The following is a 21328-nucleotide window of genomic DNA, read 5'->3' on the forward strand; positions in this document are numbered from 1 at the left end:
CAATTGATATAAATCGTGAGTCGCCGTTGGGGTTAAGATGTTCATAAGGTGGAATGATCTTGCCATAGGTCGCAAGATTGCGTGCAAGCTGAGGAGTGTGATCCATGCAAGGCCCTGATGAAGTACTTTCGTTCTGGCTGGACGAAGTTGGCCCCAAGGGCTGGTACGAGGCCAGCGACGCGCTGGACGCCACCATCCGTGACCGCTTCGAGGCGACATGGGAGGCGGCCTGCGAGGGCAAATTCTCGCTCTGGCTGACCTATCCCTCGGGCGCATTGGCCTACATCATCCTGATGGATCAGTTCTCGCGGAACATGTTCCGGGGCCAGGCCAGGGCCTTTGCCAGCGACCGTGCCGCACTTGCGGCAGCGAAATCCGCGATCGAGCGGGGCTGGGACCTGAAGATCGACGAACCGGCACGACAGTTCTTCTACATGCCGCTGATGCATTCCGAGAATCTGTGTGATCAGGACCGCTGTGTGCGGCTGATGTGCGAACGCATGCCCGAAACCCGCGAGAACAACCTGCTGCATGCGCGTGCGCACCGCGAGGTGATCCGGCGGTTCGGGCGGTTCCCCTATCGCAACGAGGCCCTGTCGCGCGCGGGCACCAGCTGCGAGATCGCCTATGTCAGCGATGGCGGCTATGGGCAGACTTTGCGCGAATTGCAGGCAGAATCCGCCGTCGCCTGACGACTTTCAGTTCTCGCGGTTGTGACAGATCAAAAAGTGGTTTAACGGTAAACTATATCTGTCTGTCACATTGCGAGGACCTCGAGAATGGCTGCAAAATCCTTTGATCTTATCGTGATCGGTGCGGGGCCCGGTGGCTATGTCGCCGCAATCCGGGGGGCGCAACTGGGGCTTTCCGTGGCGATTGTCGAGCGCGAGCATCTGGGCGGCATCTGCCTGAACTGGGGCTGCATCCCGACCAAGGCGCTGCTGCGCTCTTCCGAAGTCTTCCATCTGATGCACCGGGCCAAGGAATTTGGTCTGAAGGCCGAGGGCATCGGTTATGATCTGGACGCGGTGGTCAAACGCTCGCGCAAGGTGGCGGGGCAATTGTCGGGCGGGATCGGCCACCTGATGAAGAAGAACAAGATCACCGTGGTGATGGGCGAGGCGACGTTGCTTGCCAAGGGCAAGGTCAGCGTCAAGACCGACGCAAAGAATGGTGGGGGCACCGAAGAGCTGACCGCCAAGAACATCGTTCTGGCCACCGGTGCGCGGGCCCGCGAACTGCCGGGGCTGGAGGCGGATGGCAAGCTGGTCTGGACCTACAAGCACGCGCTGCAGCCGACACATATGCCGAAAAAACTGCTGGTGATCGGTTCCGGGGCCATCGGCATCGAATTTGCCAGTTTCTACAATACCCTGGGGGCCGACACCACCGTGGTCGAGGTGATGGACCGCGTCTTGCCGGTGGAGGATGCCGAGATTTCCGCCTTTGCCAAGAAGGCCTTTGAGAAACAGGGCATGAAGATCATGCAGAAGGCCATGGTCAAGCAGCTGGACCGGGCCGGTGACAAGGTGACCGCCCATATCGAGGTGGGCGGCAAGATCGAGAAACAGGATTTCGACACGGTGATTTCCGCCGTGGGCATCGTCGGCAATGTGGAGGGGCTGGGTCTGGAGGACCTGGGCGTGAAGCTGGACCGCACCCATGTGGTCACCGATGAATATTGCCGCACCGGGGTCGAGGGGCTTTATGCCATCGGCGACATCGCCGGGGCGCCCTGGCTGGCGCATAAGGCCAGCCATGAGGGTGTCATGGTGGCCGAGCTGATCGCGGGCGGGCATCCGCATCCGGTCAAACCCGAAAGCATCGCGGGCTGCACCTATTGCCACCCGCAGGTCGCATCGGTGGGCTATACGGAGGCGAAGGCCAGGGAGCTGGGCTTTGACATCAAGGTGGGCCGTTTCCCTTTCATCGGCAATGGCAAGGCCATCGCACTGGGAGAGGAAAGCGGGATGATCAAGACCATCTTTGACGCCAAGACCGGCGAATTGCTGGGCGCGCATATGGTGGGGGCGGAAGTGACCGAGCTTATCCAGGGCTATGTGGTGGGCCGTCAGCTGGAGACCACCGAGGAAGACCTGATGAACACGGTCTTCCCGCATCCGACCCTGAGCGAGATGATGCATGAGGCGGTGCTGGATGCCTATGGGCGTGTGATCCACATGTGATCCCGCCGGGGTGTGATCTGACGGACGCGCTGCGCGCGACACGATCTAGGCTCTGGACCCATTAATTCTATATGCTCAGCGGCGATTTCGCGAAATTTCAATGGTTTGGGGCGTGCAGCCAATAGTGGTTCTATTTGCAAGCGACCCAAGACGTTGAAATGAAGTGAAATCACCGCCCGTCGCTCCGAAGGAGCGCCGACTCATGTTGGCACGCCTTTGGCGTGACGGGTTTGACGGATTTTCCCGCAGCCCACTGCCCGGCAGGGCATTGCGCAGCAATGTCCCGAGAGGAGGCGTCACATCTGCTTGAAATAGAACCACTATTCTTGCGCAGATGTTCCTGGTCTGCGAAAAAATCTGTCAAACTGAGCATATAGAATTAATGGGTCCAGAGCCTATGGGTGTTTGTTGCGGGCCTGAGCCCCTCGGGGCGGATGTTGCGCGGTTCGAAGGGTTTGATTTTCTGCTGAGAAGGTGTTCAGGGCGCGATGCGTCCTGAACGACCTGTTTCGATGGTTTTCCGAGTCTGAACCGCCTCAAGGACAAGCCGCTGCGCGGGGCCTGCGGCCTCCTTGACCCGGTTCAGACTCTTGTTGTGCCAGACTCTTGTTATGGACGGGCCGCAGGGCCGGTGGCATAAGCAGGGCATGGTAAGTCTCAATCGTGTCGTCATGCAGCCGGCCAGCCGCCGGATGATCAATGCCCTGGGTCCCTCGGATCTGGATTGTGCAGAGATATCAGGCAAATGGGGCAAGAGGTTCGATTTCAAATCCTACAGCCAGTTTCGCTATCCCGAGTATGACGTCTGCGGTGAACCCTTTACCGATGCGGCGGGGGTGCCGCTGACCTTTGACCTGATCCTTGCCAATCAGGTCTGGGAACATCTGGACCGGCCCTATGCCGCCACCCGCAACATCCATCGCATGTTGCGCCCGGGCGGGTATTTCTGGGTTGCGGTGCCGTTTTTCGTGCCGCTTCATGCGGCCCCGCAGGACAATTCGCGCTGGAGCGCGCGGGGGCTGAAGAACCTGTTGATCGAGGGCGGTTTCGCGCCCGATGCCATCCATGCGGAGCAATGGGGCAACCGGCATGTGGCAATGCGCAACCTCGAAGCGCGCTGGCCGCCGGAATATGACGCAGAGACCGACGACATCAGGAACGACCCGGAGATGCCGATCTGTTCCTGGGCGCTGGCGCAGAAGGTCTGAGGCGAGGGGCGGATGGCAGCGAAACAGACGTCTTTTGCGCTGGTCCTGGCGCTTTGGGCCGCGGGGCTGGGCGCTGCGGCGCAATATGGCAAGGTCTCGGTGATTTTCGACATGCTGCCGGGGGTCTATCCTGCGGCGGGGGCGTCGCTGGGTTTTGCCGTGTCGCTGGTGGGCTTTGTCGGCATCCTGCTGGGGGTGGTGGCCGGGCTGGTGGTGGCGCGGGTCCGCTATCGCCGGGCCTTGCTGATGGCGCTGTGGCTGGGGGCGGTGCTGTCGCTGTTTCAGTCTTTGTTGCCGCCGCTGCCGCTGTTGCTGGTGTCGCGGGTGATCGAAGGCGCCTCGCATCTGGCGATAGTCGTGGCGGCCCCGACGCTGATCGCGCAGATCAGCGCGGAAAAGGACCGCGGCTTCACCCTGACCCTTTGGGGCACCTTCTTTGGCGTGGCCTTTGCGGTGCTGGCGGTGCTGGGGCGGCCGCTGGCGCTGGCCTATGGACCGCAGGCGGTCTTTGCCGCCCATGGCGCCTATATGGCGGGCTGTGCGCTCTATCTGTCGTCGCGCCTGCGCCGCCTGCCGGACGAGGGGCCGCAGCCGGTGTTTTCGCTGTTGCGGGTGCTGCGGGACCATGTGGCGATCTACCGCTCGCCGCGGCAATCCGCGGCGGGGCTGGGCTGGCTGTTCTATACCTTCAGCTTTGTCTCCATCCTGACGGTTCTGCCGCCCTATCTGGATCCGGGGCTGCGCGGCTGGATCATGGGGGCCATGCCGCTGGTCAGCATCGCGGTGTCGATGACAGCCGGGGTGGCGCTGCTGCGCCGGATCGCCGCGGTGCGGGTGGTCGAACTGGGATTCGCCGGATCGCTTGCCGCCGCACTCTGGCTCTGGGCCAGTCCGGGCGCGCCGCTGGCCTGTCTGGCGCTGGCCGCCGCGATGGGGCTGATCCAGGGCGCCAGCTTTGCCGCCGTGGCACAATTGAACGATACCGCCGCTTCCCAGGCCCGGGCCAACGGGGCGATGGCGCAGATGGGCAACCTGGGCAATACCATCGGCACGCCGGTGATGGCCGCCGGGTTGATCTGGCTGGGCTATGCCGCGCTGCCGGTGCTGGCGGGGGGCGCTTTCCTGGCCGGGCTGCTGGTCCACCTGTGGCTGGGACAGCGCCGCGCCGCCTGAATGTTCTTCTTTAGTTCTTATTTTATCGTTGGAGAATCCCGCGTCCGCGCCTATGTAGAAACCGGGAAACGGGGTGCTGTATGGCTGAGCTGAAAAATATCGAAGTGCGCGGCGCGCGCGAACACAATCTCAAGAACATCGACGTGGATATTCCGCGCGACCAACTGGTTGTTATCACCGGGCTTTCCGGCTCGGGGAAATCCTCGCTCGCCTTCGACACGATCTATGCCGAAGGGCAGCGCCGCTATGTCGAATCGCTCAGCGCCTATGCGCGGCAGTTCCTCGACATGATGCAGAAGCCCGATGTGGATCACATCAGCGGGCTGTCCCCGGCGATTTCCATCGAACAGAAGACCACCAGCAAGAATCCGCGCTCCACCGTCGGCACGGTGACGGAGATCTATGACTACATGCGCCTGCTGTTTGCGCGGGTCGGCACGCCCTACTCCCCGGAGACCGGCAAGCCGATCGAGGCGCAGCAGGTGCAGGACATGGTGGACCGGATCATGACCATGGAGGAGGGGACCCGCGCCTATCTGCTGGCTCCGATCGTGCGCGACCGCAAGGGCGAATACCGCAAGGAATTCATCGAACTGCGCAAGCAGGGCTTCCAGCGGGTCAAGGTCGACGGCGCTTTCCACGAACTGGACGAGCCGCCCACGCTCGACAAGAAGTTCCGCCATGACATCGACGTGGTGGTGGACCGGATCGTGGTCCGCGAGGGGCTGGAGACGCGGCTCGCCGATTCCCTGCGCACAGCGCTTGATCTGGCCGATGGCATCGCGATCCTGGAAACTGCTCCGGCAGAGGGGGAACCCGAACGCCATACGTTTTCCGAAAAATTCGCCTGTCCGGTCAGCGGCTTCACCATTCCCGAAATCGAACCGCGGCTGTTTTCCTTCAACGCGCCTTTCGGGGCCTGCCCCTCCTGTGACGGGCTGGGGGTTGAGCTGTTCTTTGACGAGCGTCTGGTGGTACCGGACCAGAACCTGAAGATCTATGACGGCGCGCTGGCCCCCTGGCGCAAGGGCAAGAGCCCCTATTTCAAGCAGACCATCGAGGCGATTGCGAAACATTACGACTTCAACCAGCAGACCCGCTGGAAAGACCTGCCCGAGCAGGTGCAGCAGGTGTTCCTCTACGGGTCCGGCAAGGAAGAGATCAAGTTCCGCTATGACGAGGGCGGGCGCGTCTATGAGGTGACGCGCGTCTTCGAAGGGGTGATCCCCAACATGGAACGCCGCTATCGCGAGACGGATTCGAACTGGATCCGCGAGGAATTCGAGCGCTATCAGAACAACCGCCCCTGTGGCACCTGCGGCGGCTACCGCCTGCGGGCAGAGGCGCTGGCGGTCAAGATCGGCCCGGCGGATGATCTGAAACATGCAGGCCAGGTGGTGCAGATGTCGATCCGCGAGGCCTTCGACTGGTGCAACACGGTGCCGGCGGCGCTCAGCCCGCAGAAAAACGAGATCGCCCGCGCCATCCTGAAGGAAATCCGCGAACGGCTTGGGTTCCTCAATAACGTGGGGCTTGAATACCTGACACTGGCACGCTCCAGCGGCACCTTGTCTGGCGGCGAAAGCCAGCGCATCCGGCTTGCCAGCCAGATCGGCTCCGGCCTGACCGGGGTGCTCTACGTCCTTGACGAACCCTCGATCGGGCTGCACCAGCGCGACAATGACCGGCTTTTGCAAACGCTGAAGAACCTGCGCGATCAGGGCAATACCGTGATCGTGGTGGAACATGACGAAGAAGCGATCCGCGAGGCGGATTATGTGTTCGACATCGGGCCGGGGGCCGGGGTGCACGGCGGGCAGGTGGTCAGCCATGGCACGCCCGATCAGGTGGCGGCAGACCCCAATTCGATCACCGGCCAATATCTGACCGGCAAGCGCGAAATCCCGATCCCGGCAACCCGGCGCAAGGGCAAGAACAAGAAAGTGCAGGTGGTCAAGGCGACCGGCAACAACCTGCAGAATGTCACGGTGGATTTTCCTTTGGGACAATTCGTCTGCGTCACCGGCGTGTCGGGCGGCGGCAAATCCACCCTGACCATCGAAACCCTGTTCAAGACCGCCTCGATGAACCTCAACGGCGCACGCCAGACGCCCGCACCCTGCGAGACCATCAAGGGGCTGGAGCACCTCGACAAGGTCATCGACATCGACCAGCGCCCGATTGGCCGCACGCCGCGCTCGAACCCGGCAACCTACACCGGGGCCTTCACCCCGATCCGCGACTGGTTCGCAGGGCTGCCCGAATCCAAGGCGCGCGGCTACAAGCCGGGGCGCTTCAGCTTCAACGTCAAGGGCGGGCGCTGCGAGGCCTGCCAGGGCGACGGCGTCATCAAGATAGAGATGCACTTCCTGCCGGATGTCTATGTGGAATGCGAGACCTGCAAGGGCGCGCGCTACAACCGCGAGACGCTTGAGATCAGGTTCAAGGGCAAGAGCATCGCCGATGTGCTGGACATGACCGTGGAAGACGCCCAGGCGTTCTTTCAGGCGGTGCCGTCGATCCGCGAAAAGATGGACGCGCTGATGCGGGTGGGTCTGGGCTATATCAAGGTCGGCCAGCAGGCCACGACGCTTTCGGGCGGCGAGGCGCAGCGCGTGAAACTCTCCAAGGAGCTGAGCAAACGCTCGACCGGCCGCACGCTCTATATCCTGGATGAACCGACCACGGGGCTGCATTTCGAAGATGTGCGCAAACTGCTGGAAGTGCTGCATGAACTGGTCGATCAGGGCAATTCCGTCATCGTGATCGAACATAATCTCGATGTGGTGAAAACCGCCGACCATATCATCGACATCGGCCCCGAGGGCGGCGATGGCGGTGGCCGTGTGGTGGCCACCGGCACCCCGGAAGACGTGGCCGAAGTGGCGGAAAGCTACACCGGCAAATACCTCAAGCCGATGCTCACCAAGGCGCGGGCGAAAGTGGCGGCAGAGTAACCCCGGACTTCATTGTTCCGAAAATATACCACGGGGGTCCGGGGGTGTGAAACCCCCGGTGCGCCGCCCTCCCGGCGGCCGTGACAATCCGGTTCACAGCACCGCGCGGGCAATCCGGATCAATTGCAACGTCTCGTACTGGCTGTCGCTCAGCCGGATCACCTGACCGTTCAGCACCGCATAATTGACGTCCGGTCCGGGGGCGGGCAGGCGGTACAGACGGCTGAGTTCATACTGGGTCAGCGCGGCGGTGGGCGCCACGTTCAGCCCGCTGCCGATATCGGCCACCTGGGCCAATTCGTTGATCAGCAGCAGGCCGGTGTAATCCTCCTGATCCAGCAGCACCGGCATCCCGTCGATCAGCGCATAGCGCTGACCGTTCGGGGCAGGGGCCAGACCAAAAAGCCGCGCGATCTGCGCCGATTGCAACAGCAGGTTCTCCGAAGGGGTCAGGCCGCGCCGCAGATAATCGTCGCGCTGCCGCAGCCAGAGCCGGTCGTATTCCGCGTCATCGTAGCTGAGCCATTGCTCCTGGGTCACGCCCTGTTTCGCCAGACCGGGCGGCACGCAGGCCGGGGTCTTCTTGGCCAGGCCGGGGGGGCAGTTGCGATAGGTGATCAGTTGTTCGATCGGGGTGTCGGCGACCACCAGTTGCGGTCCGGCCAGGGCAAGGGCAACGCCACCCAGCAGGGTCAGCATGTCGCGGTCCGCCGGGGCCTTCACGCGCAGGATCTCTTCCGCCCGCTTGTCCCAGTCGGCACCGCGCAGCTTGCCTTTGCCCGCTTTCAGCGCCTTGTCCGGCTTGTCGTTCCTGGCCTGTTGCTTGTCGGCTTTCCCGGGTTTGTCCGGCTTGCCCTTTGCAATGTCCCTGGTCTTGTCCTTGCCCCTGGCCTGTTTGTCCTTGCCATGGCCCTTGGCCTTGTTGCCCTTGGCGGGCTTTTCGGCTTTTGCACCCTTGCCGTGCCCCTTGCCATTGTCCTTTGCCAGCCAGAGCTGCGCGCTGTGATCCGCGGTGGTCAGGGCGTTGACAGAGGAGGCGCTGACAGGGCCTGCGGCAAATGGCGCGGCGGCCAGGGAACTGGCCAGACCGACGCTCAAGAGGGCGGATGTCATCAGATGTCGCATGTGTTTCCTTCCCGGTGCGGCGGCGCATAAACGTCACCTTTACGCATTCAACCGATGGGAAGGCAGATAGGTTCCCGGGAGGGATTGCCCGTCGGCGTGGCTCCGCCGACGGGGCTGGCGGGCATCAGCCGTTGCGGCCACGGGCCGCGAGACGGGGCAGCATGGCGGAAAAATCGCGGCCCTTGCCGTCTTCTTCCTCGACGAAGGTCTTGTAGATTTCCAGCGCCCGCGCCCCCATCGGGGTGTCGGCATCCACCAGTTCGGCAGCCTGTTGCGACAGGCCAAGGTCCTTGAGCATCAGTTCCGCGGCAAAACCGGGTTTGTAACCGTTGTCGGCGGGCGATTTCGGCCCGACCCCCGGCGCCGGGCAATAGGCGTTCATCGACCAGGAATAGCCCGAAGAGGTGCTGACCACCTCGAACATGCGCTGACGGTCAAGGCCAAGCTTGTCGGCCAGGGCAAAGGCCTCGCAGGTGGCGATCATCGTGGCGCCCAGGATCATGTTGTTGCAGATCTTGGCGGCCTGGCCCGCGCCCGCAGCGCCGCAATGGACCGCCTTCTGGCCCATGATCTCGAACAGCGGTTGCGCTGCGGCAAAGGCCGCTTCGGACCCGCCCGCCATGAAGGTCAGCGTGCCGCCTTCGGCCCCGCCAACGCCTCCGGACACAGGCGCGTCTACCGCAAGAAGCCCTGCATTTTCAGCGGCTTCCGAGGTGTTCCTCGCGCTTTCCACATCCACGGTCGAACAGTCGATGAAGACCGCGCCCGCGCGCATATGGCCAATCGCCTCTGCCGCGACCTGGCGCAGGATCGACCCGTTTGGCAGCATGGTGATCACCACATCCGCGCCGGTGACGGCATCGGCGATGCTGTCGGCGACGGTTACGCCGCTGGCAGTGGTCCCGGCCACGTCATACCCCGCGACCGCATGGCCTGCCTTGGCAAGGTTCGCCGCCATCGGCCCCCCCATGTTGCCAAGTCCGATGAATCCGATTTTGAGCGCGGCCATAGAATGTCCTTTCAGAGTTTCACCGCATCCGCACCCAGCGGTTGCAGCATGTGATAGATTGCCGCCGGGGGCACTTGACCCCCGGCATGTTGCCAGCGCGGATTGCGGTCCTTGTCGATGATCGCGGCGCGGATGCCTTCCAGGAAATCGCCGTCTTCCATCGCGCGATAGGTAAAGCGGTATTCCAGATCCAGCGCATTTGCCATTGTGGGGCCAGTGTCGCGCAAGCGGTGAATGATCTCAATCGTGCAGGCCGCCGAGAGCGGCGAGACACGGGAGAGTTTCTTCAATGTGTCCTTTGCAAAACCGGTATCCGCAGTTTGCAAACTGTCCAGAACCGCCTCCAGATCCGCGCCAGAAAAATGCCTGTCAATCTCGGCAAGCTGGTCGCGCAGGCTGCCGGGGGGCGGTGTTTCCCCTTTGATTTCAGCGGGATCGCCGGTGGTTTCCAGTTTCGCAATAACCTCTGGCCAGGACGCTTCCGGCAGAAAGACATCTGCAAACCCTGCAAATATCGCATCATCCGGCCCCAGGCGTGTTGCCGTGGTGCCCAGGTATTCGCCCAGCCTGCCGGGGGCGCGGGCAAGGATCAATGTACCGCCCACGTCGGGCACCAGACCGATGCCGCATTCGGGCATGGCGATCTGGCTGCTTTCCCCGACAACCCGGTGCGACCCGTGGCAGCCGATGCCGACGCCGCCGCCCATGGTGAACCCCTGCAGGAACGAGACGACGGGCTTGTCATAGCCGAAGATCTTGTTGTTCAGCCGGTATTCATCGGCCCAGAACCGGCGGCCATAGGCGTAGTCACCCCTGGTTCCGGTCTCGTATAATTCGGCAATATCCCCGCCGGAACAGAAGGCGCGTTCGCCTTCGGCGTCGATCACCACCAGCGCCACGGCGTCATTCCCCGCCCAGTCATCCAGCGCCGCCTCGATCGCCAGACACATGTCATAGGTCATGGCGTTCAGCGCCTGGGGCCGGGTCAGGGTGATGCGCCCGGCGCGGCCCGTGATGCGGATGTCGATATCGCTCATGGCAGGGCCTCAGCGGTTCTTCAGCATGTCGCGGGCGACGATCACGCGCATGATTTCATTGGTGCCTTCAAGGATCTGATGCACCCGCAGATCGCGCACCAGCTTTTCGATGCCATAATCCGCAAGATAGCCGTAGCCGCCGTGCAGCTGCAGGCATTGATCCACCACCTTGCTGCCCGTCTCTGTCACGAATTTCTTGGCCATGGCGCAGAACTTGGTCGCATCGGGCGCCTTGTTGTCCAGCTTCCACGCCGCCTGCCGCAGGAAGATGCGCGCGGCCTGAAGCTCGATCTCCATATCCGCAAGGCGGAACTGCAAGCCCTGGAACTGGTCGATGGTCTGACCAAAGGCCTTGCGCTCGCCCATATAGGCGAGGGTCTTGTTCAGCGCCGTCTGCGCCGCGCCCAGCGAACAGGCGGCGATGTTCAACCGGCCGCCATCCAGACCCACCATGGCATATTTGAAGCCCTTGCCCTCTTCCCCCACGAGATTGGCAGAGGAAACATCGCAATTGTCGAACTGGACCTGTGCCGTGGGTTGGCTGCGCCAGCCCATCTTGTCCTCCAGCCCGCCAAAGCTGAGGCCCTTTGTCCCATCCTCGACCAGCAGGGTGGAGACGCCCGCCGCCCCGTCGTCAGAGGTGCGTGCCATCACCACATAGGCATCGGAATAGCCGCCGCCGGAGATGAAGGCCTTGCTTCCGTTCAGCCGGTAGCCTTCGTTGGTGCGTTCCGCGCGGGTCTTGAGCGCTGCGGCGTCAGAGCCTGAGCCGGGTTCGGTCAGGCAATAGCTGAGCACGGTGTTCATGGCGACCACATCGGGCAGCACCCGGCCTTTCAGCGCATCGCTGCCGAATGTGTCGATCATCTTGGCGCACATGTTGTGGATCGACAGGAAGGCCGCGACAGAGGGGCAGGCCATCGAAAGCGCCTCGAACACCAGTGTCGCGTCCAGACGGCTGAGCCCCGAACCGCCAACCTCTTCCGAGACATAAAGACCGCCAAAGCCCAGTTCACCGACGCGCGGCCACAGGTCCCGGGGAATGGTGCCGTCCTTTTCCCAGGCATGGGCATGGGGCGCGATCTGATCCTGGCCGAAATCACGCGCCATATCGAAGATGGCTGTTTGTTCCTCTGTCAGTGCAAAGTCCATCGTGCTCCCTCCCCAAATCACGTTATTGAACGCTTGTTAATATCCATTCCTTGCAGAAATATTGCGAGCGATTTCCGGTGTCAGTCACTGGAAATTTCGGCCAGCGCATTCCCCGCAGAGGGGTCTCCCAGTCGGGCGGCGGTTTCGAACCAGTGGCGGGCCTGAAACAGGTCGTGTGGCAGGCCGTCCGCATCGCGGTACATCTCGCCCAGGCGCCGCGCGGCCCCTGCATGGCCTTCATTGGCCGCATCCCAGAACCATTGCGCCGCCGTGCGCCGGTTCTGCGCGGTGCCATCGCCGTCATAAGTGGCCCTGCCCAGCAGGTACTGGCAGGCCCGCCCGCCCAGCTGCGCCTGTTGCAGGGCGGTCTGATAGGCCGCTGCCCGGTCCATGGGCAGGCCGGCCCCGTCCCAGAGGGCCTGCGCGTAGTTGCAGGTGCCGGCCTGGTGTTTGGCGGTCGTGGCCTGCCGGAACAGGGTCGCGGCCCGGGTCAGATCCGCATCCACCCCCAGGCCATCGCGATAGGCCTCGCCAAGGCGGTTCTGCGCCGCTGCATCGCCCTGGGCCGCCGCAAGGGCAAACCACTGCGCTGCGGCGGCGGGATCGGGGTCTTGCAGCAGCCCGTCGGACAGAAAGATGCCCACCAGCCGCTGTCCGGGGCCATCGCCCAGGTCAGCCGCCTGTTGTGCAAGCTCCCGGGCGCGGGGCAGGTCGGCAGGCACGGCAGTGCCTTCGTAATAGAGCAGGGCGAGGGTGCTTATGGATTTGGCCGCGCCCAATCCCGCAGCGCGTTCCAGCAGGGCGATGGCGCGGGGCACATCCACGTCGGTCTGCGCCCCGGTCAGCAGGTGGATTGCCAGGTTGTTCATCGCCAGCGTATCCCCCGCCTCGGCGGCGCGGGCCAGTTTGTCGATCTCGGTCTCTTCCATGATCAGACGCCCATCCGCGCTGATCCGCAGCAGCCCCGCGCTTGCATCGATGTCGATGCGCGCCTCGCTGCTGGTGGGGTAAGATGTGCCGTCCACGATCACCTGCGCGCCTGTCAGCTGGATTTGGCGGCCATCCAGCACCACCTCGACCCCGCCCGCGATGGGATTGAGCATCTGTTCCTGCCCGCCGGAGACGGAGAAGGTGACGCCATTCATGGTCATGCTCGGGCTGTTCTGCGCGGCGGGCGGGCCCGCCAGAAGGGCCACACAGGGCAGGCTCAGCAGCAGAATCCTCGCGAAAAGGCGCATCCGTTCCTCCGTTCGGGTGGCAAAGGGGCCGTCTTGCGGCCCGCTTTGGTCTTGCAGGTGGTGTGGATGTTTACTCCATCACAGGGATGGAGAATTCACCACCCTCCTTGATGCCCGAAGGCCAGCGCGCGGTCACGGTCTTGGTGCGTGTGTAGAACTTGAACGCATCCGGCCCGTGCTGGTTCAAATCGCCAAAGACGGATTTCTTCCAGCCGCCGAAGGTGTGATAGGCCAGCGGCACCGGGATCGGCACGTTGACACCCACCATGCCGATGTTGATCCGGTTGGCAAAATCACGCGCCGCGTCGCCGTCGCGGGTAAAGATCGCGGTGCCATTGCCGTATTCATGGTCCATCGCCAGACCCAGCGCTTCCTCATAGGTCTGGGCGCGCACGCAGGTCAGCACGGGGCCGAAAATCTCGTGCTTGTAGATGTCCATGTCCTTGGTCGCGCGGTCAAAGAGGTGCGGGCCGACGAAATAGCCGTCCTCATAGCCCTGCAATTTGAAGTCGCGCCCGTCGACAACCAGTTCCGCGCCCTGGTCGATGCCGGTCTGTACCAGACGTTCGATGTTGGCCTTGGCGGCGGCGGTCACGACCGGGCCGTAATCCACATCCTTGCCGGCGGTATAGGGGCCGACTTTCAGCTTTTCGATGCGCGGCACCAGTTTCTCGATCAGCCGGTCGGCGGTTTCGTCACCCACCGGCACAGCCACGGAAATCGCCATGCAGCGTTCGCCCGCAGCGCCATAGCCCGCGCCCACCAGCGCATCGGCTGCCTGATCCATATCCGCGTCGGGCATGATGATCATGTGGTTCTTGGCGCCGCCAAAGCACTGCACCCGTTTGCCGTTGGCGCAGCCGGTGGCATAGATATATTCCGCGATGGGGGTGGAGCCGACAAAGCCGACCGACTGGATCACCTCGTCGTGCAGGATCGCGTCCACCGCTTCCTTGTCGCCGTTGACAACCTGCAGGATTCCCTTGGGCAGGCCCGCTTCTTCCATCAGTTCGGCCAGCATCAGCGGCACGGAAGGGTCACGTTCGGAGGGTTTGAGGATGAAGGCATTGCCGCAGGCAATGGCCGGCGCGAACATCCACATCGGGATCATGGCGGGGAAGTTGAAGGGGGTGATGCCCGCCGTCACGCCAAGCGCCTGGCGCATGGAATACATGTCGATGCCGGGGCCCGCGCTGTCGGTGAATTCACCTTTCAGCAGCTCCGGCGCGCCGATGCAGTATTCCACCACTTCCAGGCCACGCTGCACGTCGCCGGCGGCATCGGGCAGGGTCTTGCCATGCTCGCGGCTCAGCGCCTCGGCCAGCTTGTCCATGTCGCGGTTCAGCAGGGCCACGAATTTCATCAGCACCCGCGCGCGGCGCTGCGGGTTTGTTGCCGCCCATGCGGGCTGTGCGGCCTGTGCATAGGCCACGGCCTGGGCCATTTCGGCACCATTGGCCAGCGGCACGCGCGCCTGAACTTCGCCGGTGGCGGGGTTCATCACATCGGCGAAACGGCCGGAGGTGCCTTTGACATGGGCACCGTTCAGATAATGGGTCAGTTCTTGCATAGCGGATCTCCCTTGGGTTGGCGGCAGATTAGTCTTGCAAAAAGGCATGTTAAAGGGGCAAGTTTTCAAAATGGTTTTGCATTTTTGCAAGACGATCTGCAGGAGAAGGCGAAAGGGCCGCGCGCATGGAAAATTGGGACGACATCCGCCTGTTCCTGGCCGTCGCGCGGGAGCGCAGCCTGTCGGGCGCAGGCAAGGTGCTGCGGCTGGACCCGGCGACGCTGGGCCGCCGGGTGGCACGGCTGGAAAAGACGCTGGAGGTTGGCCTGTTCGTGAAATCGCCGCAGGGCTATGCGCTGACGGAAGCGGGCGCGCAGCTGCTGGAGCGGGCAGAGGCGGTGGAACAGGCGATGCGGCTGGCCTCTGCCGGGGTGGCGGTGCCCAGCGACCGGATGACCGGACAGATTCGCATCGGTGCGCCGGACGGGGCGGCGAATTTCCTGTTGCCGCAGGTCTGCGCCGCGCTGGGGCGCGACCATCCCGAGCTGGACATCCAGATCGTCGCCCTGCCGCGCGTCTTCAACCTGTCGCGGCGCGAGGCGGATATGGCCATCGGTGTCTCCGCACCCACGGCGGGACGGCTGATCGTGCAGAAGGTCAGCGATTATCACCTGCATCTGGCGGCCTCGGACGGCTACCTTGGTGCGCAGGGCGTGCCGGCCTCGGTCGCCGATCTGAAGCATCACCGCATCGTGGGCTATATCCCCGACATGATCTTTGACCGCGAGCTGGATTATCTTGCGGATCTGGGCCTGACGCGGGTGGCGCTGGCCTCGAATTCGGTCTCGGTCCAGTTGCAGATGGTGGCGCGGGGCGGGGGCATCGGCGTGGTCCATGATTTCGTGCTGCCCTTCGCGCCCGAGGTGCAGCGCATCCTGACCGCCGAGGTCAGCCTCAAACGGTCGTTTTACCTGATCCGCCATGCCGACGATCAGTCCAACCGCCGGTTGAGCCGCTTTGCCGACCTCTTTGGTGCCGCGATCCGCTCGGAACTGGCGCTGCTGGAGGCAAAAGCTTGACAGCTAAACGCTTTCTGGTGACGCTGGACTTACGGGGTGCGTCAAAACAGGAGGAACGCCATGCTGGTGTCGCAAATTCTCAAATCGAAATCCGATGATGCGGTGGTGACCTCTGCGCCCACCCTTCTGATTTCAGAGGCGGCGCGGATGTTGTCGGAGAAGCGGATCGGCACATTGGTGATCTCCAAGGACGGCAAGACCCCGATCGGCATCCTGTCAGAGCGTGATATCGTGCGCGAACTGGGCAATCAGGGCGCGGGCTGCCTGAGCATGACCGTGGACAAGCTGATGACAACCAAGCTGGTGACCTGCAGCCGCGACGACCGCGCCGATGCGATCCTGCAGCAGATGACAGACGGCAGGTTCCGTCACATGCCGGTGCTGGAAAACGGCGCGTTGGTGGGGCTGATTTCGCTGGGCGACGTGGTCAAGGCGCGCCTGTCCGAACTCTCGATGGAGAAAGATGCCCTGCAGGGCATGATTATGGGCCACTAGCGCTTGCGCCTCAGGCGCGCGCATGTTTGCTTGCGCGCGAAAACGACCAGATCCAGGAAGTCCCATGCGCATTGGCCTTTACCCCGGCACCTTCGACCCCATCACATTGGGCCATATCGATATCATCCGCCGGGCGACGCGGCTGGTGGACAAGCTGGTGATCGGCGTGGCCATCAACCGCGACAAGGGGCCGCTGTTCGACCTGGACGAAAGGGTCGAAATGATCCAGGACGAATGCGCCGAACTGGGCCGGCAGACCGGGGTCGAGATTGCGGTGCATCCCTTTGAGAACCTGCTGATCAACTGCGCGCGGGACGTGGGCGCGCAGATCATCATCCGGGGCCTGCGGGCGGTGGCGGATTTTGAATATGAATACCAGATGGTCGGCATGAACCGGCAGCTTGATGACAGCATCGAGACGGTGTTCCTGATGGCCGAGGCGCAGCATCAGGCGATTGCCAGCAAGCTGGTCAAGGAAATCGCCCGTCTGGACGGGGATGTCAGCAAGTTCGTGACCCCCAGCGTCAATGCCAAGCTGCTGGAACGCTTCGGCTGAGCTTACATGCGGCTGGCGATCACGTCGGCCGTGTCCAGCATCCGGTTGGAAAACGCCCATTCATTGTCATACCAGGCCAGCACCCGCAGCAGGGTGCCGTCCTGAATTCGCGTCTGGTCGGTGGCAAAGACGGCGGAATGGGGGTTGCCCCTGAAATCGGTCGAGACCAGCTTGCGGTCGGTCACCCCCAGCACGCCCCTGAGCGGACCTTCGGCCGCCGCTGCGCGAAAGGCGTCGTTGACCGCCTCTGCCGTGGTGGATTTGTCCAGCGTCACCACCAGATCGCAGCAGGACACATCCGGTGTCGGCACCCGGATGGCATGGCTGGTGATCCGCCCCGCCAGATGCGGCAGCACATGGTCCAGCGTCCGCGAGGCGCTGGTCGAGGTCGGCACCATCGACAGCGCACCGGCCCGGGCGCGATAGAGGTCCTCATGGGCGGCATCGGTCAGGTTCTGCGAATTGGTATAGCAATGCACCGTGGTCATCATGCCGTGCCGGATGCCAAAGGCCTGATCGAGGACATGCACCATCGGCACCAGGCAATTGGTGGTGCAGGAGCCGTTCGACACCACCCTGTCCGCGGCGGTCAGGCTGTCATGGTTGATGCCGTAAACCACGGTCTTTGCCTCGCCCTTGGCAGGCCCCGAGATCAGCACGCGCCCCGCGCCGTTGCGCAGATGCGCCTCGGCCTGGACCGGATCGGTCATATGGCCGGTACATTCCAGGGCGATGTCCACATCCTGCCAGTTCAGCCTTTCGGGCCGGGGCTCTGCCGTGACACGGATCGGGCCGCGGCCCAGGTCCATGGTGCCTTCACCCAGGGTCACGGTGCCGGGATAGATGCCATGCACGGAATCGAATTCGAACAGATGCGCGGCTGTTTCCAGCGGGGCCAGATCGTTGATCGCCACCACCTCGAAGCGCCCCGGCGCCTGGCGCATCAGGCTGCGCAACACGCTGCGCCCGATGCGGCCGAACCCATTGATCCCCAGCCTGATGGTCATCACGACACCTTTTTGATCAAATCCAGATGCCCCTAGATTGCGCCCTCAAGAGGCCAAGTCAACGGGGGCGGGGGCAGAAACAAGTACCGATACAATATCGAGGGAGGAGCGGGCAGGCGGCACTTTGCAAAATGCAGGGGGGAGGTTTGCAAATTCCCGGCGTCAGCGCCAGAAGGCGATCCATTCGATCAGGTCGAACAGTTTCTTGCCCAGATAGATCAGGTGTTCATTGCCGAAGATCATCGTGTCCGCGACAAAAGCCGCGATCAGGATCAGGCCGAGGAAGATAGCGATACGGTTGGTCACGGGGGCGCGCCTGCCTTTGTGCATCAGGTCAGACCGATATGACAGCCCCGCGCCGCCCGCGCAAGCGTCAGCCCAACTGGCCCATGGCCACGGCCACATCCGCCATCCGCACCGAAAACGCCCATTCGTTGTCGTACCAGCCCAGAACCCGCACGGTCCGGCCCGCGACCACGATGGTCTGATCCGGTGCGAAGATGCAGCTTTCCTCGGTGTGGTTGAAGTCGATGGAGACTTTCTGCTCGGGGTCATAGCCCAGAACCCGCTTCATCGACCCTTCCGCGGCGGTCTTGGCGGCCAGGTTGATCTCTTCGACCGTGACATCGCGGCAGGCCTGAAAGGTCAGATCCACGGCGGAGACATTTGGCGTCGGCACCCGCATCGCGGTGCCGTCCAGCTTGCCCTTGAGGGCCGGCAGCACCTCGCCCAGGGCCTTGGCCGCACCGGTGGAGGTGGGGATCAGCGCCATGGCAGCGGCCCGCGCGCGGTACAGATCCTTGTGGCGGCGGTCCAGCGTCGGCTGGTCGCCGGTATAGCTGTGGATGGTGGTCATCAGCCCGCTTTCGATGCCCACCGCGTCATGCATGACCTTGGCCATCGGTGCCAGGCAGTTGGTGGTGCAGGACCCGTTGGAGATCATCCGGTCGGACTTTACCAGCGTGTCATGGTTGACGCCGTAGACAATGGTCTTGTCCACGTTCTTGCCCGGAGCCGAGAGCAGGACCCGTTTCGCACCCTGTTCCAGGTGCACATTGGCCTTGTTGCCATCGTTGAATTTGCCGGTGCATTCCAGCACCACGTCGCAGCCGTGCCAGTCCAGCTCTTCGAGGTTGTAGGTCGACATCACCTCGATATCGTTCTGGCCCAGGTTCAGATAGCCGTCGTCGATGGTGATCTCACCGGGGAAACGGCCATGGACAGAGTCGTATTTCAGCAGATGCGCTGCGGTTTCCAGCGGGCCGGTTGCGTTGATCTTGACCACTTCGATGTCGTCGCGCCCTGTGGCGGCGATATGGCTCAGGGTGCAGCGGCCGATCCGGCCAAATCCGTTGATACCGACTTTGATGGTCATTTGGTCATCCTCTGGGTGCAGCTTTGGGCGCTCTATAGCGGTCCGTGCTGCGGATGCGAAAGGGGCAAACGCGCGTGATTTCAGATTGTTAGCGATAAACCTTGGTGTTAGCGGTAAAGGCATGGCAGCTTTGCATTTGCCGCGCGGCGCGGGCAGGCTAACTGTGCCAGAACAACAAGGGGCACAAAATGAGCGGATTGATTGCATTGCTGGATGATGTGGCGGCCATCGCCAAGGTGGCGGCGGCCTCTGTCGACGATGTGATCGGGCAGGCGGCCAAGGCGGGCAGCAAGGCGGCGGGGGCCGTGATCGACGACGCGGCGGTGACGCCGAAATACCTGCATGGGTTCGAGGCCTCGCGCGAATTGCCGGTGGTCTGGCGCATCACCAAGGGATCGCTGCGCAACAAGCTGGTGTTCCTGCTGCCGGCCGGTCTGGCCCTGTCGAATTTCGCGCCCTGGGCGATTTCGCCGCTGCTGATGCTGGGCGGGGCCTATCTGTGTTTCGAGGGGGCCGAAAAGGTCGCCCATGCCATGGGCCTGTCCGCCGGGCACGGGGATTACCCGGGCAAGGAGAGCGTGGTGGAAGACCCCGCGCATCTGGAAGAGCAGAAGGCGCAGGGTGCCATCAAGACCGATTTCATCCTGTCGGCAGAGATTATGACCATTGCCCTTGCCGCGATCCCGCCCAGCAGCTTCTGGATGGAGGCTGCGACCCTGGCGGTGGTTGCCGTGATGATCACCGTAGCCGTCTATGGCGCGGTGGGTCTGATCGTGAAGATGGACGATCTGGGGCTGGCCATGGTCAAGCGGGGGCGGCTCTCGCTGACCCGCGCGCTGGGGCGGTTGCTGGTGAAGGGGATGCCGGGGTTCCTGCGGTTGCTGACCATTGTCGGCACCGCTGCGATGCTCTGGGTCGGCGGGTCGATCATCATTCACGGGCTGGAGGAACTGGGGTTCGGCACGCTGGGCCACTGGATCCACGACGCCGCTGTCGCGGTCGCGCATCAGGTGCCTGCGGGGATCGAGGCGGGTACGGAATGGGCGGCAAAGGCGGCGATGGACGGTGTGTTCGGGCTGTTGCTGGGCCTGCTGCTGATCCCGGTGGGTGAGAAACTGATCACACCGCTGTGGCGCGCACTGCCCTTCGGGAAAAAGCCCGCCTGACCGGGCGCAGGGGACCTCTGCGGCGCACAGGTACGCCGTCTGATCCACAAACGCCCCGCCCGGCGCAGGCCGGGAATCTGGCAACTTGTGGTCCGGTCCCTGCGGCGGATGCTTAACGCTGGCGCGCTCTGGCGACCTGTGCGGCCAATCCGGCCAGCGCCAGATTGCCGCTGAGCACATAGGCCGCGACACCGCCAGCCATGCCGCCACCGGTCAGCAGCCAGCCGCCAAGGGCGACAACACCGGTCACAAAGGCAACCGTCATATATGTAACGGGCATGGGCAATCCTCCCAGTCCAGAGGTTTTCGAAACAGCGGGTTTCACATCCGGTTCGAACGGGTGGTTCGAAGGGGTGCGAATACTACCTAAAGTAGATCATACTGCCGCATAAACCAGCCTTTCTTGTAAGATCGGCAGGAACTGGCCATCCCGGCAAAGACTTGCCCATGCAAGGGATGGGACCGGGCACGGGAGGCGCGCTACCGGCGGCAGAAGGCAGCGAAATCTTCGATGAATTCGCCAATTGCCCGGCGGTTTGCCGGCTGGCTCAGATGGCTTTCAATCTCGGCCGGAGAGTTCTTCATAAGCTCAAATCGCAGGAAGAGGTCCGCGCAGAACCGCGTGCTGACCGTGGCCAGGACAAGCCGGAGCTGTGCAAGCACATCCTCGCCCCGGTGCGAGGCATGCATCAGGACGATGGGCTTGTTGATGATCTCATCCCGCGACACCAGCCAGTCCAGGGCGTTTTTCAACCCGCCGGGGATTGCCCTGACATATTCGGGGCTTGCGAGGATCAGCCCGTCACAGTCCCCGATCTGCGCGACAAAATCGCGAACCGCTTCGGGCAGGGGGCCGCCTTCCAGATCCGGCGAGAACACCGGCAGGTCAGCGATCCGGTCGAACAGGCGCACTTCATGGTCCGGGCGGGCTGCCACGGCCAAGGCCCGCAACATCGCCGTATTTGTCGACAGGTTTCGGGCGCTGCCCGAGAGTGCAAGGAATTTCATGGATTGCGCTTAGCATCCGCGCCAACCGGTTCCAACATCGCACCGGC

At 63.1% G+C, this 21328-nt stretch carries 20 protein-coding genes; 9 read left to right on the forward strand and 11 right to left on the reverse strand.

What is annotated here, in order from left to right:
* Positions 1-104: 104 nt before the first annotated feature.
* The 5 genes from ACWNZ3_RS08135 to uvrA all read left to right on the forward strand — a co-directional run bounded on the left by ACWNZ3_RS08135 (position 105) and on the right by uvrA (position 7524).
* A complete protein-coding gene (locus ACWNZ3_RS08135) occupies positions 105-692 on the forward strand; it encodes a DUF924 family protein (RefSeq protein WP_114274721.1) in 588 nt (195 codons plus the stop codon).
* Between the two features lie 87 nt (positions 693-779).
* Entirely contained in the window at positions 780-2186 is a 1407-nt protein-coding gene (gene lpdA, locus ACWNZ3_RS08140; RefSeq protein WP_496901780.1) for a dihydrolipoyl dehydrogenase, read from the forward strand.
* Between the two features lie 647 nt (positions 2187-2833).
* On the forward strand, positions 2834-3394 hold the full coding sequence (locus tag ACWNZ3_RS08145) for a methyltransferase domain-containing protein (protein WP_269364292.1): 561 nt from the start codon (positions 2834-2836) through the stop codon (positions 3392-3394).
* Positions 3395-3406: 12 nt separating this feature from the next.
* Positions 3407-4567 carry an MFS transporter gene (locus ACWNZ3_RS08150; RefSeq protein WP_269364290.1) on the forward strand — a complete coding sequence of 387 codons (1161 nt, stop codon included), beginning with the start codon at positions 3407-3409 and terminating at the stop codon, positions 4565-4567.
* Between the two features lie 80 nt (positions 4568-4647).
* Positions 4648-7524, forward strand: a complete 2877-nt coding sequence (uvrA, locus tag ACWNZ3_RS08155) for an excinuclease ABC subunit UvrA (protein WP_496901781.1) — start codon at positions 4648-4650, stop codon at positions 7522-7524.
* Between the two features lie 93 nt (positions 7525-7617).
* Here the strand turns inward: uvrA and ACWNZ3_RS08160 are convergent, their stop codons facing one another.
* From ACWNZ3_RS08160 to ACWNZ3_RS08185, 6 genes are all read right to left on the reverse strand, one after another.
* Entirely contained in the window at positions 7618-8649 is a 1032-nt protein-coding gene (locus ACWNZ3_RS08160) for a hypothetical protein (RefSeq protein ID WP_496901782.1), read from the reverse strand.
* 124 nt (positions 8650-8773) lie between these two features.
* The gene (mmsB, locus tag ACWNZ3_RS08165; protein ID WP_496901783.1) at positions 8774-9658 is read right to left on the reverse strand and encodes a 3-hydroxyisobutyrate dehydrogenase; all 885 of its coding nucleotides are present in this window, start codon (positions 9656-9658) and stop codon (positions 8774-8776) included.
* Positions 9659-9669: 11 nt separating this feature from the next.
* On the reverse strand, positions 9670-10695 hold the full coding sequence (locus ACWNZ3_RS08170) for an enoyl-CoA hydratase/isomerase family protein (RefSeq protein WP_496901784.1): 1026 nt from the start codon (positions 10693-10695) through the stop codon (positions 9670-9672).
* A 9-nt stretch (positions 10696-10704) separates the two neighbouring features.
* Positions 10705-11847 carry an acyl-CoA dehydrogenase family protein gene (locus tag ACWNZ3_RS08175; RefSeq protein WP_496901785.1) on the reverse strand — a complete coding sequence of 381 codons (1143 nt, stop codon included), beginning with the start codon at positions 11845-11847 and terminating at the stop codon, positions 10705-10707.
* Between the two features lie 80 nt (positions 11848-11927).
* Positions 11928-13085, reverse strand: coding sequence for a tetratricopeptide repeat protein (locus ACWNZ3_RS08180; RefSeq protein ID WP_496901786.1), 1158 nt, complete (start codon positions 13083-13085; stop codon positions 11928-11930).
* Between the two features lie 70 nt (positions 13086-13155).
* Positions 13156-14655 carry a CoA-acylating methylmalonate-semialdehyde dehydrogenase gene (locus ACWNZ3_RS08185; protein WP_274575265.1) on the reverse strand — a complete coding sequence of 500 codons (1500 nt, stop codon included), beginning with the start codon at positions 14653-14655 and terminating at the stop codon, positions 13156-13158.
* A 125-nt stretch (positions 14656-14780) separates the two neighbouring features.
* Between ACWNZ3_RS08185 and ACWNZ3_RS08190 the strand changes: the two genes are divergently transcribed.
* The 3 genes from ACWNZ3_RS08190 (at position 14781) to coaD (ending at position 16725) form a co-directional block, all read left to right on the forward strand.
* A complete protein-coding gene (locus ACWNZ3_RS08190; protein WP_269364277.1) occupies positions 14781-15674 on the forward strand; it encodes a LysR family transcriptional regulator in 894 nt (297 codons plus the stop codon).
* Positions 15675-15734: 60 nt separating this feature from the next.
* Positions 15735-16169 (forward strand): CBS domain-containing protein, encoded by a 435-nt coding sequence (locus ACWNZ3_RS08195; RefSeq protein WP_114274711.1) that lies wholly within the window; start codon positions 15735-15737, stop codon positions 16167-16169.
* A 64-nt stretch (positions 16170-16233) separates the two neighbouring features.
* Positions 16234-16725, forward strand: a complete 492-nt coding sequence (coaD, locus tag ACWNZ3_RS08200) for a pantetheine-phosphate adenylyltransferase (RefSeq protein ID WP_274575264.1) — start codon at positions 16234-16236, stop codon at positions 16723-16725.
* A 2-nt stretch (positions 16726-16727) separates the two neighbouring features.
* Here the strand turns inward: coaD and gap (ACWNZ3_RS08205) are convergent, their stop codons facing one another.
* The 3 genes from gap (ACWNZ3_RS08205) to gap (ACWNZ3_RS08215) all read right to left on the reverse strand — a co-directional run bounded on the left by gap (ACWNZ3_RS08205) (position 16728) and on the right by gap (ACWNZ3_RS08215) (position 19107).
* On the reverse strand, positions 16728-17732 hold the full coding sequence (gene gap / locus ACWNZ3_RS08205) for a type I glyceraldehyde-3-phosphate dehydrogenase (protein ID WP_496901787.1): 1005 nt from the start codon (positions 17730-17732) through the stop codon (positions 16728-16730).
* A 162-nt stretch (positions 17733-17894) separates the two neighbouring features.
* Complete coding sequence (locus ACWNZ3_RS08210; RefSeq protein ID WP_269364270.1) at positions 17895-18038, reverse strand: hypothetical protein; 144 nt, start codon at positions 18036-18038, stop codon at positions 17895-17897.
* A 67-nt stretch (positions 18039-18105) separates the two neighbouring features.
* A complete protein-coding gene (gene gap, locus ACWNZ3_RS08215; RefSeq protein WP_269364267.1) occupies positions 18106-19107 on the reverse strand; it encodes a type I glyceraldehyde-3-phosphate dehydrogenase in 1002 nt (333 codons plus the stop codon).
* Between the two features lie 188 nt (positions 19108-19295).
* On the opposite strand from gap (ACWNZ3_RS08215), the gene ACWNZ3_RS08220 reads away from it, so the two are divergent.
* The gene (locus tag ACWNZ3_RS08220; protein ID WP_496901788.1) at positions 19296-20273 is read left to right on the forward strand and encodes a DUF808 domain-containing protein; all 978 of its coding nucleotides are present in this window, start codon (positions 19296-19298) and stop codon (positions 20271-20273) included.
* A 112-nt stretch (positions 20274-20385) separates the two neighbouring features.
* On the opposite strand, the gene ACWNZ3_RS08225 is transcribed toward ACWNZ3_RS08220, so the two are convergent.
* Together ACWNZ3_RS08225 and ACWNZ3_RS08230 are read right to left on the reverse strand one after the other, a co-directional pair.
* Positions 20386-20553: a hypothetical protein gene (locus ACWNZ3_RS08225; protein WP_496901789.1), complete on the reverse strand. Its 168-nt coding sequence runs from the start codon at positions 20551-20553 to the stop codon at positions 20386-20388.
* Positions 20554-20753: 200 nt separating this feature from the next.
* Positions 20754-21281 carry an NADPH-dependent FMN reductase gene (locus ACWNZ3_RS08230; RefSeq protein ID WP_496901790.1) on the reverse strand — a complete coding sequence of 176 codons (528 nt, stop codon included), beginning with the start codon at positions 21279-21281 and terminating at the stop codon, positions 20754-20756.
* Between the last annotated feature and the right edge of the window lie 47 nt (positions 21282-21328).

This window comes from Sulfitobacter sp. IGS-18, from assembly GCF_059628195.1.